The following is a 14,506-nucleotide window of genomic DNA, read 5'->3' as shown; positions in this document are numbered from 1 at the left end:
TAGTAGGTGAACTAAGATGAAACAAAACGTAATGATCGTTGGAATGGGAACAGGAGGCACGGCAGTATTAAAGCTTCTATCACATTCTGATTTATTTCATGTTGTTGCAGTAGTAGATATGATAAAAGAGGCTAAAGGATTAGAATTTGCTAAAAGCTTACACATTCCAATACTTAAGGATTGGAAGTCTAATTTAAACGAAGAGATTGATGTTGTCATAAATACTACTGGAGATGAAACCATATACCAGGAATTAATCGAGTATAAAGCTATGCATACTTTAGTGATCCCAGGTTCTGTTGCAAAAATGATATCTGATCTTGTTCAAGAAAAAGAATCACTTTTTAATTTAATCAATAATAAAAAAAGACAACAAGAACTCATTTTGGACAACACTCACGATGGGATGATTGTGGTTGATAAATGGGGAAAAGTTCTTTTATTTAATCGCTCAGCAGAAAGAATGTTACATACTGATAAAGATGCTGCGATTGGTAGGTATATATTGGATGTTGTCCCGACTAGTAAATTACCTCGAGTTCTTCAAACGAAAAAGAAGGAAATTAATCAAGAGCATATTTTAATTAATGGAAGTAAGATTTTTACGACTCGAATTCCAATCTTTCGAGAAGATGGTGAACTTGAAGGTGCAATTTCTGTTTTTAAAGATGATACTGAGGTAATAGATTTAGCAGAAGAGGTTACAAATTTAAAAGAAGTTTATAGCATGCTTGAAGCAGTCATTCAAAGTTCGGATGAAGCAATTTCAGTTGTTGATGAAAAAGGTAATGGAATTATTATTAATCCGGCATACACAAGACTGACCGGACTATCAAGTGAACAAGTTATTGGTAAACATGCAACAATTGATATTGCTGAAGGTGAAAGTGTGCATTTAAAAGTTTTGAAAACAAAACAAGCTGTTCGTGGACATCGAATGAAAGTCGGGAAGCAAAATCGTGATGTACTAGTGAATGTGGCCCCTGTAATCGTAGACGGAAAATTAAAAGGTAGTGTTGGAGTAATCCATGATGTTTCTGAAATTTCACAGTTAACGAATGAACTACATAGAGCACGTCAAATTATTAGAACATTAGAAGCAAAATATTCATTCGAGGATATAGCTGGTGAATCTGAAGGAATCAGTTTAGCGATCATGCAGGCTAAATTAGCTGCGAGCACTCCTGCTACGGTATTACTACGTGGGGAATCTGGAACAGGTAAAGAATTGTTTGCTCATGCGATTCATAATGAAAGCGATCGCAAATATAATAAATTTGTTCGAGTGAATTGTGCTGCGATTTCTGAAACTTTATTGGAAAGTGAATTATTTGGTTATGAAGAAGGTGCATTTTCTGGCGCAAAACGTGGTGGGAAAAGAGGGCTTTTTGAGGAAGCTAATAATGGTAGTATTTTCTTAGATGAAATTGGAGAATTATCACCTGCGATGCAAGCCAAACTATTAAGGGTCCTACAAGAGAAAGAAATTAGACGTGTTGGTGGGACAAAGTCTATTCCTATAAATGTGCGAGTCATTGCTGCGACGCATGTTCATCTGGAGGAAGCAATCATTGAAGGAAAGTTTCGAGAAGATCTTTATTATCGATTAAATAAACTTCCTATTATTATTCCTGCACTAAAGGAACGAATTGAAGATATTTTACCGATTGGCGAAAGATTATTAGCCAAAATTAATCAAGATTACGGTCGAAATGTTGAGGGAATCTCATTATCAGCATTAAATAAATTAAAAAGTTACAATTGGCCTGGTAATGTTAGGGAATTGGAAAATGTGCTAGGTAGAGCTGTTATATTTATGAAATTTAATGAAAAACAAATCCTACCTGAACATTTATCAGCGATTGTACAAGTTAAGCAAGAACAATCTGTTCATCAAAACGAAGTTCATACTGAAGAAATAAGCTCTCTTGATGAAATGGTTACAAATTATGAAGGTGAAATTATTGAAAAGATATTAATGAAAAATAATGGCAATAAAACAAGGTCAGCAAAAGAGCTTGGAATATCAGTAAGGAATTTGTATTATAAATTGGAAAAATACCACACTGCAAAAAATAGCACGCAATAATTTGCGTGCTATGAATATTTTTGCATACAATTACTGTCATTTTTCAAAATATTGTTGTAGAATAGATTTATTGGTGTTACTAGTACCTGGTACTAGAATACTGGTAATGTAAGGCTTTTCAACTATTTTTAAAATAGTTTTATCCTTTTTCGAAAGTTGGCACGCAAATTGCTTTATATAGTGCAAGGGGATGAAAGGAAGGGCTTTCAATGAATTTAACAGATATAATGTTACGTGCGAAAAATCATTCTAGGCAAACTGTTGCTGTAGCTGTTGCTGAGGACTTCGAAGTAAAAGAAGCAGTTTCAATTGCGTTAGATAATGATTTAGCAAACTTTTTACTTTTCGGAAACGAGCAAGCTATCTATGAAATGTATGAAGATTTATTAAAAAACGAACAATTTGCAGAAAGACTTAAAATTGTTCATTCTCATTCAAACAAAGAGGCTGCTAAAAATGCAGTTGTAGCTGTTCGCTCTGGTGAAGCTTCAATTGTAATGAAAGGTAATCTTTCATCTTCAGTTCTTCTAAAAGAAGTATTGAACAAAGAATATGGTTTAAGAGATAAAAGTGTTTTATCACATGTTGCAATATTCGACGTACCTGGAAGAGAAAATGCTGTAATCGTAACAGATGCTGCGATGAACATAGCACCTACGTTAGATCAAAAGGTGAAAATTATTGAAAACAGTGTTGAAATTGCAAGGAAAGTAGGAATAGAAACCCCTAAAGTTGCTGTACTGGCAGCTGTTGAAGTAGTAAATCCTGCAATGCAAGCAACACTAGATGCAGCATCATTAACTGTCATGAATACAAGAGGACAAATTAAAAATTGTATTGTTGATGGACCATTAGCGCTTGATAATGCCATTTCTGTTGAAGCAGCTAAACATAAAGGCTTAACTGGAGAAGTTGCTGGGCAAGCTGATATTTTATTAGTACCTACAATAGAAACTGGAAATATTTTATATAAATCATTAGTCTTTATGGCTAACTCAGAAGTGGCTGCACTTATTGCTGGAGCAAAGGCACCGATTGTTTTAACATCGCGTTCTGACTCTGCAATGACAAAATTATATTCATTAGCATTAGCTATATGTAATTCTAAAAACTAAACTTACACATTTTAAGGGAGCTGTTATTACATGGAAATCTTCAAATACTTAGAAACTTATGACTATGAGCAAGTTGTTTTCTGCCAAGATAAAGAATCAGGATTAAAAGCAATTATTGCGATCCACGATACTACATTAGGTCCAGCTTTAGGTGGAACAAGAATGTGGACTTACGAATCAGAAGAAGCTGCAATTGAAGATGCTCTACGTTTAGCAAAAGGTATGACTTATAAAAATGCTGCTGCTGGCTTAAACTTAGGTGGAGGAAAAACTGTAATCATCGGTGATCCACGTAAAGATAAAAACGAAGCAATGTTCCGTGCATTTGGTCGTTATATCCAAGGCTTAAATGGTCGATATATTACTGCTGAGGACGTAGGTACTACTGTTGCAGATATGGATTTAATCCACGAAGAAACTGATTATGTAACTGGTATCTCACCATCATTCGGTTCTTCAGGTAACCCATCTCCAGTTACTGCATTTGGTGTTTACCGTGGTATGAAAGCTGCTGCAAAAGAAGCATTTGGAACTGACAGCTTAGAAGGTAAAAAAATTGCAATCCAAGGTGTTGGTAATGTTGCATACAGCCTTTGCGAGTACTTACATGAAGAAGGTGCTCAATTAATCGTAACGGATATTAATAAAGAAGCTGTACAACGTGCAGTAGAAGCATTTGGTGCTACAGCAGTAGATCCAGATGATATTTATGGAGTAGAATGTGATATTTATGCACCATGTGCATTAGGTGCAACAATTAACGATAAAACTATCCCACTATTAAAAGCGCGAGTTATTGCAGGGTCTGCAAATAACCAATTAAAAGAAACTCGTCATGGTGATTTAATCCATGAATTAGGTATCGTTTATGCTCCTGACTATGTAATCAATTCTGGTGGAGTAATCAACGTTGCAGATGAGTTATACGGATACAACTACGACCGTGCAATGAAAAAAGTTGAAGGCTTATACGATAACATTGCAAAAGTTATCGAAATTTCAAAACGTGACGGTATTCCAACTTATTTAGCTGCAGACCGTTTAGCTGAAGAGCGTATTGCTACAATGGCAAAATCTCGTAGCCAATTCTTATCAAATGGTCACAACATCTTAAGCAGAAGATAATTGACTAAATAAATTTTAATTAAAAATTCCTTTATTTTTTAGATGGAAAGAAAGAGTGAAGTAATAGTACCTCTTTCTTTCTAGTTATAAAGGTAAGGTAAACTTAGAAGGGAGAGTGTTGACAATGCATCGTATTTTAGTAATTAATCCTGGCAGCACATCCACAAAGGTTGGTGTATTTGATGATGAAAAACCAATTTTTGAACAAACAATACGCCATGACGATGAAGAATTAAATAAATACAAAACAATAATTGATCAATATGAATTTAGAAAAAATGTTATTTTAGAGGTATTACACAAAGAAGGCATTAACATTTCTAAATTAAGTGCTGTATGTGGTCGAGGTGGACTACTTAGACCAATCGAAGGTGGAACTTATGCAGTAAATGAAATCATGTTAGAAGATTTGAAAATTGGTTATAGTGGCCAGCATGCTTCAAATCTTGGTGGAATCATTGCTAATGAGATTGCACAAGGATTAAACATCCCAGCATTTATCGTTGATCCAGTAGTTGTTGATGAATTAGATCCGGTTGCAAGAATCAGCGGACAATCACTTATGGAAAGAAGAAGTGTTTTCCATGCTTTAAACCAAAAAGCTGTAGCACGTAAAGTGTCAAAACAGTTAGAACAGTCATATAACGATTTAAACCTTATTATCGCCCATATGGGTGGAGGTGTGAGTGTTGGTGCTCATAAAAAAGGACGCGTAATTGACGTAAATAACGGTTTAGATGGTGAAGGACCTTTCAGTCCAGAGCGAGCTGGAACTGTACCAATTGGTGACTTAATAAAACTTTGTTACTCTGGTGACTACTATATTAACGAAGTTCAAAAAATGATGGTTGGTCAAGGTGGATTAGTTAGCTATCTTGGAACAGCAGATGCAATTAAAGTTGAAAACATGATTGAAGATGGTGACGAAAAAGCTGCATTAGTATATGAAGCAATGGCTTACCAAGTCGCAAAAGAAATTGGAAGTGCGGCAGCTGTTCTTGAAGGCAATATTGATGCAATTATATTAACAGGTGGAATTGCTTATAGTGATTTTATTGTTAATGAAATAACAAAAAGAGTTAAGTGGATGACACGTGTAATTGTTTTACCAGGTGAAAATGAACTTCAAGCTCTTTGTGAAGGTGCACTTCGCGTACTTCGAGAAGAAGAAGAAGCAAAAATCTATCCTGGAGAATTTGCAGTTAAATCTTTAGTATAAATGTGAGGAGAATTTCATCATGGCAACAGAATATGATTTAGTCGTACTCGGTGGCGGTACAGGCGGCTATGTAGCTGCTATTCGTGCTTCTCAATTAGGATTAAAAGTAGCGGTAGTAGAAAAAAATAAACTAGGTGGAACATGCTTACATGCAGGCTGTATCCCAAGTAAAGCATTATTACGTAGTGCAGAAGTTTTTTCAACTGCTAAGAAAAGTGAAGAGTTTGGTGTTGAAACATCAGGCGTAACATTAAATTTTAGCAAAGTACAACAAAGAAAAGAAAATATCGTTGCCGGGCTTCATAAAGGTGTTGAACACTTAATGAAACAAGGGAAAATTGATGTATACGACGGTTTAGGACGTATTTTAGGTCCTTCAATCTTCTCTCCAATGCCAGGTACAATTTCAGTAGAAATGAACGATGGTAGCGAGAACGAAATGCTAATTCCTAAGAACGTTTTAGTCGCAACTGGTTCAAGACCAAAGTCTTTACCTGGATTAACTATTGATGGTGAGCATGTAATATCATCTGATGAGGCGTTAAAAATGGAGTCACTTCCTGCGTCAATTATTATCGTTGGTGGCGGTGTAATCGGTATTGAGTGGGCTTCAATGTTAGCAGATTTTGGTGTTGAGGTAACAGTAATCGAGTACAGTAAAACTATTTTACCTTTAGAAGACGAAGAAATTTCTAAAGAAATGACTAGATTATTAAAGAAAAAAGGTATTAAATTAGTTACTGATGCGAAGGTTTTAGCTGAAACTTTAGTAATTGATAATGGTGTTAGAATTAATGCGCTTCATAAAGATACTGAGAAATCTTTCACTGCTGAAAAAATGTTAGTATCTGTTGGCCGTCAAGCGAATGTTGAAGGAATCGGATTAGAAAATACTGACATCGTAGTTGAAAATGGTTTTATCCAAACAAATGCTAATTACCAAACTAAAGAGTCACATATTTATGCAATTGGTGATGTAATTGGTGGCTTACAATTAGCACATGTTGCTTCAAGAGAAGGTACAATTGCAGTTGAGCATATTGCAGGTAATTCACCACTTCCATTAGATCCAACAATGGTAAGTAAATGTGTTTATAGTAATCCAGAAGTTGCATCTGTTGGTTTAACTGAGCGTGAAGCAAAAGAAAAAGGTTATACCGTTAAAAAAGGAAAATTCTCATTCCGTGCAATCGGTAAAGCGTTAGTTTACGGTGAGCATGATGGATTTGTTAAAATAATTGTTGATGAAGAGACCAATGATCTTCTTGGTGTCCATATGATTGGACCTCATGTAACTGATATGATCTCTGAAGCAGGTTTAGCTCGAGTATTAGATGCAACTGCATGGGAAATTTCTCATACAATTCATCCACATCCTTCATTATCAGAAGCTATTGGTGAAGCAGCACTTGCTGTAGAAGGATTAGCAATTCACTCTTAATTTAAAAAATTGAAATGTAGAGAGCAAATCTCTACATTTCATCACTATAATGATTTAAAACGCTTCCACACATGTATGTGGTAAAAGGGGGATATTTATGGAAAAGGTTACAACTTCAAACCGTCATGAACAGCTTGGTCTATCAAATGATGACGTTCTTAGTATGTATGAAACAATGCTAATGGCACGTCGTATTGATGAGCGTATGTGGTTATTAAATCGTGCTGGTAAAATTCCGTTCGTTATTTCTTGTCAAGGTCAAGAAGCAGCTCAAGTTGGTTCAGTGTATGCATTAGACAATACAAAAGATTACGTATTACCATACTACCGTGATATGGGTGTAGTTTTACAATTCGGAATGACAGCAAAAGAATTAATGCTTTCTGGTTTTGCAAAAGCAGAAGATCCAAACTCTGGTGGACGTCAAATGCCAGGTCATTTTGGACAAAAGAAAAATCGTATCGTTACAGGTTCATCTCCAGTTACAACTCAAGTTCCTCACGCTGTTGGTGTTTCTTTAGCTGCAAAAATGGAAGGTAAAGATATCGTTTCTTGGGTTTCATTTGGTGAAGGTTCTTCTAACCAAGGTGATTTCCATGAAGGCGCAAACTTTGCTGGTGTACATAAGTTACCAGTAATTTTCATGTGTGAAAATAACAAATATGCTATCTCAGTACCGATTGAGAAGCAATTAGCATGTGAAAAAGTATCGGATCGTGCAATTGGATACGGCATGCCTGGTTTCACTGTTGATGGTAATGATCCATTAGAAGTTTATCGTGTAACAAAAGAAGCAGTTGACCGTGCTCGTCGCGGAGAAGGTCCAACATTAATCGAAGCTGTATCTTATCGATTAACTGCACACTCAAGTGATGATGACGATCGTATTTACCGTTCTCGTGAAGAAGTAGAAGAAGCAAAAAGCAAAGATTGCTTATTTACATTTGCAAAATACCTTCATGAAGTTGGTGTGTTAACAGAAGAAATAGAAAAAGAATTAGATACAAAAATTCGTGCGATTGTTGATGAAGCAACTGATTACGCAGAAAACGCTCCATATGCAGCACCTGAGCATGCATTGAAGTTTGTTTACGAAGAATAAGAGGGGGTAGGACAATATGGCAGTAATGTCTTATATAGATGCAGTAACTTTAGCGTTAAAAGAGGAAATGGAACGCGATCCAAAGGTATTTGTATTAGGGGAAGACGTTGGATTAAAAGGCGGAGTATTTAAAGCGACTCATGGTCTGTATGATCAATTTGGTGAGGATCGTGTATTAGATACACCACTTGCAGAATCTGCAATTGCGGGTGTTGGTATTGGTGCTGCAATGTACGGACTTAGACCAGTAGCTGAAATGCAATTTGCTGATTTCATTATGCCTGCAGTAAACCAAATTATTTCTGAGGCATCAAGAATTCGTTATCGTTCAAACAATGACTGGACTTGTCCTATTACGATTCGTGCTCCTTATGGAGGCGGTGTACACGGTGCACTTTATCACTCTCAATCTGTTGAGAAGGTATTTGCAGGTCAACCAGGTTTAAAAATTGTAATGCCTTCTACTCCTTATGATGTGAAAGGTTTATTAAAAGCAGCAATTCGTGATAATGACCCAGTAATTTTCTTTGAGCATAAACGTGCTTATCGTTTAATCAAAGGTGAAGTACCTGAAACTGATTATGTACTTCCAATTGGAAAAGCTGATGTAAAACGTGAAGGTGAAGATATCACAATCATCACTTACGGATTATGTGTACATTTTGCTCTTCAAGCTGCTGAAAAATTAGCTCAAGATGGTATTTCTGTACATGTTTTAGACTTACGTACAATTTATCCATTAGATAAAGAATCTATTATCGAAGCTGCTTCTAAAACAGGAAAAGTTTTATTAGTAACGGAAGATAATAAAGAAGGAAGTATAATGAGCGAAGTTGCAGCAATTATTGCTGAAAATTGCTTGTTTGAATTAGATGCGCCAATCGCACGCCTTGCTGGCCCTGATGTTCCGGCAATGCCTTATTCTCCAACAATGGAAAAATTCTTCATGGTTAATCCAGATAAAGTAGAAAAAGCGGCTAGAGAACTTGCAGCATTTTAATGGCACTGTTTGAAAAAGGGGGACATAATGATGATCGAAAATATTAAAATGCCTCAATTAGGTGAAAGTGTAACTGAGGGTACAATCAGTACTTGGTTAGTAAAAGTAGGAGACCGTGTAAATAAATACGATCCTCTTGCTGAAGTTATGACAGATAAAGTTAATGCTGAAGTACCATCTTCATTTTCTGGTGTGATTAAAGAATTAATCGCAGGTGAAGGGGAAACTTTAGCTGTTGGTGAAATCATTTGTACGATTGAAGTTGAAGGAGCTTCTGGTGAAGTAGCTGCTACAACAATCGAAGAAAAACCAGTTGAAAAAGCTGCACCTGTAGCACCGGCACAAACTCCTGTAGCTGCTGCTCCGGTTCAAACTATTGCTAAAACTGATGAGTCTGGTAAAGCACGTTTTTCTCCAGCTGTCCTTCGTTTAGCACAAGAAAATAATCTTGATCTTTCATTAATTCCTGGTACAGGAAATAATGGTCGAGTTACTCGAAAAGACGTTTTAAATGCAATCGCAAATGGTGTACCTCAAGCGGCACCAGCACCTGTTGCAGTTGAAACTCCTGCTCAACCAGTTGTAGCACAAACTGCTCCTGCTGCAGCACCAGCACCTGTTATTCCAACAGCAGTTGGTGATATTGAAATTCCAGTTACAGGTGTACGTAAAGCAATTGCTTCAAATATGTTACGTAGTAAACATGAAGCTCCACATGCTTGGATGATGATCGAAGTAGATGTTACAAACTTAGTTAATTACAGAAACAGCCTTAAAGATTCTTTCAAGAAAAAAGAAGGTTTCTCTTTAACATTCTTCGCATTCTTTGTTAAAGCTGTAGCGCAAGCACTTAAAGAATACCCAATGATTAATTCAATGTGGGCTGGAGACAAAATCATCCAAAAGAAAGATATTAACTTATCGATCGCTGTTGCAACAGATGATGCATTATTTGTTCCAGTAATTAAAAATGCTGATGAGAAAACAATCAAAGGTATCGCACGTGAAATTACTGAATTAGCTACAAAAGTTCGTACTGGTAAATTAAAATCAGACGAAATGCAAGGTGGCACATTCACAGTAAATAACACTGGATCATTTGGTAGTATTCAAAGCGCAGGTATCATTAACTACCCACAAGCTGCAATTTTACAAATTGAAAGCATCGTAAAACGTCCAGCTGTTGTAAACGGAATGATTGGTGTTCGCGATATGGTTAATCTATGCTTATCACTTGATCACCGTGTACTTGACGGATTCATTTGTGGTAAATTCTTAGGAAGAGTAAAAGAAATCCTAGAAAATACAACAAAAGAAAATACGAACGTATATTAATTTTTTAAACGATGAGGTTGTCCTTAAGGGCAGCCTCTTTTTTATGATATTTTGTAAAATGAGAAATTAAAATTCGTCGTGCGGGGTGCAAATAAAGATAGAGGATCTGCATTTAAAATTCTAGGTGCAAATAAAAATAGCAAAACTGCAATTAAGCCCCATAGTATCCCAAATAAAATAAGAAATTACCCATACCGATTATAGTATTTTAACTTAATAATAATTAAAATAGACCCATTCAATATAGAAAACTAGCAAGTTTATTCTAAATTCTTTCTTCTATGTACAAAAACAGTGATGAATTACGCTAGTGATCTATAAAAAAGGAAAAATAAACTCACGCAAAACGAAAAACGCCACCTAGGTACCCCCTCAATCATGTTACAGGTAATTAAAAGGAGTATATGTGTGTCCTCCATCCTGAATTATAATAGCCCTTTATTAGTGACATGTGATAAAATTAAATAATTATAAAATTCTGTATTTTTTCTAAATAAGGGGTGGAATTAATGCTAGTTGAACAAAATGGCTATTACATATCATCGAATAAAGAATTATTAAACAGAGAAGTTATTTATAACTTTTTAGACAAAGATTCATATTGGGCAAATGAAATTCCTTATGAATATATTGATCGATTTATTAAAGGATCTTTTTGTTTTGGAGTTTACAAGGGGAATCCTGATGAAAGTGAACCAATCCAAGTAGGCTTCGCTAGAGTAGTATCAGATGGCGTCACATTTGCTTATTTAGCAGACGTATTTATTCTCCCAGAATATCGTAAACAAGGCCTATCAAAATGGCTAATGGGAGAAATCATGCGTTATGAAAAACTATCAACTGTACGGACATTCATGCTTGGCACAAGAGATGCTCACAACTTATACCGCAAATACGGATTCGAAGTGATTGATAATAGTAAAAACCGATTCATGGCTATATTAAAAGACAATCTTTATCGGAATATGAAAAACAACAGGGAATAGGTTACCATTCCTTTTCTCTATAACCCTTTTTTCTTTGCCTCCATGCTATACTATGTTCCTTTACTTAACCTCCAGTTCACTTTTAGATCCCTAAACTAAAACCTTTACAAACTGTAACATTTGTAAGATAATTTACAAATATGTGACATCTTAGAGAAATAGGGGGGATAAGATGTTTAAAAATTTATCTGCCGTACATCCTGTTGCTTGGAATATCGTTATTGGAACTTTATTCGTTAGGTTTGCTAGCACAGTAAGTATGCCGTTTTTAGCTATTTATTTAACTTCAGTTAAACATATCTCACCTGCAATGGTTGGGCTCATGTTAACGGTTTCATCTTTTTTAGGGGTGTTTTTCAGTTTTATTGGAGGAACTCTTTCTGATCGTATTGGAAGGAAAACTATTTTATTATCGAGTATTTTCTTATGGTCTATTACATTAGTTGGTTTTGGACTAGGAAATTCATTTGTCTGGTTTTTTGTGCTGAACTCGATTTTAAATATTTGTTCATCATTTTTCGAACCTTCTTCAAGAGCATTACTTTCTGATCTAACAGACGAGAAATCAAAACTGTTAGTCTTTAACTTGCGGTATGCTGCTATTAATGTTGGAGTTGCAGTAGGTCCTTTAGTTGGTTTATATCTAGGAAGCTCAAAAAGCACATTGCCATTCGTATTATCTGGAATTGTGTACTTTTTTTATGGTTTAACATTATTGTTTATGTTATCAAAGTATAAAATTGGAGAAGGAAAGTCTGCTTCAGCAACTAACAAAGTTTCGATGAAGGCATCGTTTTCAATTTTACGTAAGGATATCATCTTTGCATTGACGATTCTAACAATCTGTTTTTATGGTCTTGGTTATTCACAAAGCTTTTCAACAATGTCTCAATATTTTGCGAATGCACCACAGTTTCATAATGGCATTAAACTGTATGCGTATTTAACAACAATCAATGCAGTAACTGTAGTAATACTTCAATTCCCAATTGTAAGTAGAATGAAGAATTTTTCACCTACTGTATCTATGATGATTGGTAATGTTATTGTTAGTTTAGCTGTTGCTGGATTTGGGTTATTTACTAACTTTTTCTTATTAGCACTCGTAATGATTGTGTTAACTGTAGGAGAAATATTTGCATTTACATTTACAGATGTATTTGTCGATCAGCTTGCTCCTGAAGAATTAAAGGGAACTTATTTTGGGGCAATGGGATTTTCAAAACTCGGTTTTGTTTTCGGTCCAGCGCTAGGTGGTAGTTTATTAGCTTACTTCGGATATGAAAATGGGGGCCGTGGATTTGTTATTATTAGTGCAATCGCTTTTATAAGTTTTCCAATGATGTTTTTTGTAAATCGACTTTTTCAAAAAAGAAATGCAGTCAAGGTTGAATCGGATACAAAATTAACAGTTAATTCTTAAAAGAACGCTTTTAAAGCGTTCTTTTTTTCTTTCAGAGCGTTAAGTTGTCATTTTTATTTTTCCATTCATTTCCAGTAATTAATTGTGATACATTTAAAGTAAGAATAAAAATAGCGAGGATGGGGAGTTATTTGAATAAATATGGTAGGCTTTCTTTAATGATGGTTGGTATCAGTATAGTTATAGCTCTTTTTATCAATGCTCACACTAAACAACTGGGCATATTCCTTTTAGGTTTCTTAATCCTATCAATAGCAGGGGTCATTTTTGCATTCCTCTCAAAAAAACTTACAAATATTATTCTTGGCGTAGTCTTAAATATTGTCACATTTATTTTCTTCTTCTTTCTAGTATTGGCGTTCGGTATTGGAGAAGTTTAAATATTAGAGTTTTTTCATCTCATACTAAAAAAGTATGCTTTCGTTCATTTCCTCATATATTTGTATAAACAAACGATATGGGGGGAGAGATATGGACGAACTTCTTTTTGATCAGCTTAAGTTATTAAGTTGGGACTGTATAATATTAGAAGGTGCTAGTGAGCAAGAAGAAGAGCTAATGAAAAATGTATTATCCACATTACATTCAATCGGATTAAAAAATAAAATTGATGCAAAAGTTTTATTCATTGCAGGAAATGTGGAAAAGATTGATCAGTTTGTCGTAAAAAATCCATTCGTAACTGTCATTCGTGTTGTTGAAGAATTAAATGAAGATTACCAATACGCCATATCTACATTAGCTCATTTACCGAATGTAATTGTAGAGTTAGTGGATGAATAATTAAGGCGTTAAAAGATTCATTAAAAATAATAAAACTAGCAGGTTCAAAAGCTTGAATTAATAGCCGCTAAATTGGTAAGATGAAAAAAAGCATGTAAGGAGTAGATGAAATGAATATGAATTTTAATTTTTTTATGAATGATGTTGTCCATACTGCACGTCAAGAAATCGTAGCGGCTGGTTATGCAGAGTTAAAGACACCTGAGGATGTAGAGCAAGCTCTAGTAAAGAAAGGCACTACACTTGTAATGGTAAACTCAGTATGTGGTTGTGCTGGTGGTATTGCTCGTCCTGCAGCAGCACACTCAGTGCACTATGATGCAAGACCTGACCAATTAGTAACTGTGTTTGCTGGGCAAGATAAAGAAGCTACTGCGAAAGCTCGTGAATATTTTACTGGTAAAGCACCATCATCTCCGTCATTTGCACTTTTAAAAGACGGTGAGCTTGTTGCGATGGTTGAGCGTCATGAAATAGAAGGTCATGATCCAATGCAAGTCATTCAAAAACTTCAAAATTACTTCGATCAATTTTGTGAAGAAATGTAAATAAAAAAGTACAAAAATTTATGAGGGGAATTCCATAAATTTTTGTACTTTTTTTGTGCATAATATTATTATTATTATGTAAACTGTTTTTAAAATGAAGTGTTTTAGTTAATTATTTTGTAAATGAAATAAAAGATAAAAAAGAAAGATAATGCAGCTAGAGAACATGTGAAAATTAATAACATTAATGCATCTTTATATGCTGTTTCATCGTATTTTACGCGAAAAGCGAAGGATTCTGATCTGTGTTTTCTTAATTTTCTGTACTGGTTTAAATCGATAATATTTGATTGATCCACAACACACCTCTCCTTTGTAGTACTAATATATTAATTAAATT

General features: G+C 35.0%; 14 protein-coding genes. 13 read left to right on the top strand and 1 reads right to left on the bottom strand.

Annotation, left to right across the window (positions count from 1 at the left end; genetic code table 11):
* The first annotated feature begins 16 nt into the window (after positions 1–16).
* The 13 genes from CN946_RS18285 to CN946_RS18225 all read left to right on the top strand — a co-directional run bounded on the left by CN946_RS18285 (position 17) and on the right by CN946_RS18225 (position 14,166).
* Positions 17–2,089, top strand: a complete 2,073-nt coding sequence (locus CN946_RS18285; RefSeq protein ID WP_098862439.1) for a sigma-54 interaction domain-containing protein — start codon at positions 17–19, stop codon at positions 2,087–2,089.
* Positions 2,090–2,298: 209 nt separating this feature from the next.
* Positions 2,299–3,204 carry a phosphate butyryltransferase gene (yqiS, locus tag CN946_RS18280; protein WP_098862438.1) on the top strand — a complete coding sequence of 302 codons (906 nt, stop codon included), beginning with the start codon at positions 2,299–2,301 and terminating at the stop codon, positions 3,202–3,204.
* Positions 3,205–3,234: 30 nt separating this feature from the next.
* Positions 3,235–4,329 carry a branched-chain amino acid dehydrogenase gene (gene bcd / locus CN946_RS18275; protein WP_098428784.1) on the top strand — a complete coding sequence of 365 codons (1,095 nt, stop codon included), beginning with the start codon at positions 3,235–3,237 and terminating at the stop codon, positions 4,327–4,329.
* 118 nt (positions 4,330–4,447) lie between these two features.
* Entirely contained in the window at positions 4,448–5,548 is a 1,101-nt protein-coding gene (buk, locus tag CN946_RS18270; RefSeq protein WP_176547376.1) for a butyrate kinase, read from the top strand.
* Positions 5,549–5,567: 19 nt separating this feature from the next.
* Entirely contained in the window at positions 5,568–6,989 is a 1,422-nt protein-coding gene (gene lpdA, locus CN946_RS18265) for a dihydrolipoyl dehydrogenase (protein WP_098862436.1), read from the top strand.
* Between the two features lie 97 nt (positions 6,990–7,086).
* Positions 7,087–8,091: a thiamine pyrophosphate-dependent dehydrogenase E1 component subunit alpha gene (locus CN946_RS18260; RefSeq protein ID WP_098428781.1), complete on the top strand. Its 1,005-nt coding sequence runs from the start codon at positions 7,087–7,089 to the stop codon at positions 8,089–8,091.
* 16 nt (positions 8,092–8,107) lie between these two features.
* A complete protein-coding gene (locus tag CN946_RS18255; RefSeq protein WP_025671106.1) occupies positions 8,108–9,091 on the top strand; it encodes an alpha-ketoacid dehydrogenase subunit beta in 984 nt (327 codons plus the stop codon).
* 27 nt (positions 9,092–9,118) lie between these two features.
* Positions 9,119–10,426 carry a dihydrolipoamide acetyltransferase family protein gene (locus CN946_RS18250; protein ID WP_098862435.1) on the top strand — a complete coding sequence of 436 codons (1,308 nt, stop codon included), beginning with the start codon at positions 9,119–9,121 and terminating at the stop codon, positions 10,424–10,426.
* A 509-nt stretch (positions 10,427–10,935) separates the two neighbouring features.
* The gene (locus CN946_RS18245) at positions 10,936–11,412 is read left to right on the top strand and encodes a GNAT family N-acetyltransferase (protein ID WP_098862434.1); all 477 of its coding nucleotides are present in this window, start codon (positions 10,936–10,938) and stop codon (positions 11,410–11,412) included.
* A 172-nt stretch (positions 11,413–11,584) separates the two neighbouring features.
* Positions 11,585–12,835, top strand: coding sequence for an MDR family MFS transporter (locus tag CN946_RS18240; RefSeq protein ID WP_098862433.1), 1,251 nt, complete (start codon positions 11,585–11,587; stop codon positions 12,833–12,835).
* 131 nt (positions 12,836–12,966) lie between these two features.
* Entirely contained in the window at positions 12,967–13,215 is a 249-nt protein-coding gene (locus tag CN946_RS18235) for a hypothetical protein (RefSeq protein WP_098862432.1), read from the top strand.
* A gap of 91 nt (positions 13,216–13,306) precedes the next feature.
* Positions 13,307–13,618, top strand: a complete 312-nt coding sequence (locus CN946_RS18230) for a hypothetical protein (protein WP_098862431.1) — start codon at positions 13,307–13,309, stop codon at positions 13,616–13,618.
* 110 nt (positions 13,619–13,728) lie between these two features.
* A complete protein-coding gene (locus tag CN946_RS18225) occupies positions 13,729–14,166 on the top strand; it encodes a BrxA/BrxB family bacilliredoxin (protein WP_098862430.1) in 438 nt (145 codons plus the stop codon).
* Between the two features lie 104 nt (positions 14,167–14,270).
* Here the strand turns inward: CN946_RS18225 and CN946_RS18220 are convergent, their stop codons facing one another.
* Positions 14,271–14,465: a hypothetical protein gene (locus CN946_RS18220; RefSeq protein WP_098862429.1), complete on the bottom strand. Its 195-nt coding sequence runs from the start codon at positions 14,463–14,465 to the stop codon at positions 14,271–14,273.
* Positions 14,466–14,506 lie beyond the last annotated feature (41 nt).

This window comes from Bacillus sp. AFS053548, from assembly GCF_002575105.1.
Taxonomy (GTDB): domain Bacteria; phylum Bacillota; class Bacilli; order Bacillales; family Bacillaceae_G; genus Gottfriedia.
The sequence above is the reverse complement of the archived record's forward strand: the minus strand, read 5'-3'. Positions and strand labels throughout refer to the sequence as shown.

What these genes read in the sequence shown, in the direction of transcription:
- CN946_RS18245 (WP_098862434.1), top strand. Translation starts at nt 10,936, where the DNA reads ATGCTAGTTGAACAAAATGGCTATTACATATCATCGAATAAAGAATTA.
- lpdA (WP_098862436.1), top strand. Translation starts at nt 5,568, where the DNA reads ATGGCAACAGAATATGATTTAGTCGTACTCGGTGGCGGTACAGGCGGC.
- bcd (WP_098428784.1), top strand. Translation starts at nt 3,235, where the DNA reads ATGGAAATCTTCAAATACTTAGAAACTTATGACTATGAGCAAGTTGTT.
- CN946_RS18250 (WP_098862435.1), top strand. Translation starts at nt 9,119, where the DNA reads ATGATGATCGAAAATATTAAAATGCCTCAATTAGGTGAAAGTGTAACT.
- CN946_RS18260 (WP_098428781.1), top strand. Translation starts at nt 7,087, where the DNA reads ATGGAAAAGGTTACAACTTCAAACCGTCATGAACAGCTTGGTCTATCA.
- CN946_RS18230 (WP_098862431.1), top strand. Translation starts at nt 13,307, where the DNA reads ATGGACGAACTTCTTTTTGATCAGCTTAAGTTATTAAGTTGGGACTGT.
- CN946_RS18225 (WP_098862430.1), top strand. Translation starts at nt 13,729, where the DNA reads ATGAATATGAATTTTAATTTTTTTATGAATGATGTTGTCCATACTGCA.
- yqiS (WP_098862438.1), top strand. Translation starts at nt 2,299, where the DNA reads ATGAATTTAACAGATATAATGTTACGTGCGAAAAATCATTCTAGGCAA.
- CN946_RS18285 (WP_098862439.1), top strand. Translation starts at nt 17, where the DNA reads ATGAAACAAAACGTAATGATCGTTGGAATGGGAACAGGAGGCACGGCA.
- CN946_RS18255 (WP_025671106.1), top strand. Translation starts at nt 8,108, where the DNA reads ATGGCAGTAATGTCTTATATAGATGCAGTAACTTTAGCGTTAAAAGAG.
- CN946_RS18240 (WP_098862433.1), top strand. Translation starts at nt 11,585, where the DNA reads ATGTTTAAAAATTTATCTGCCGTACATCCTGTTGCTTGGAATATCGTT.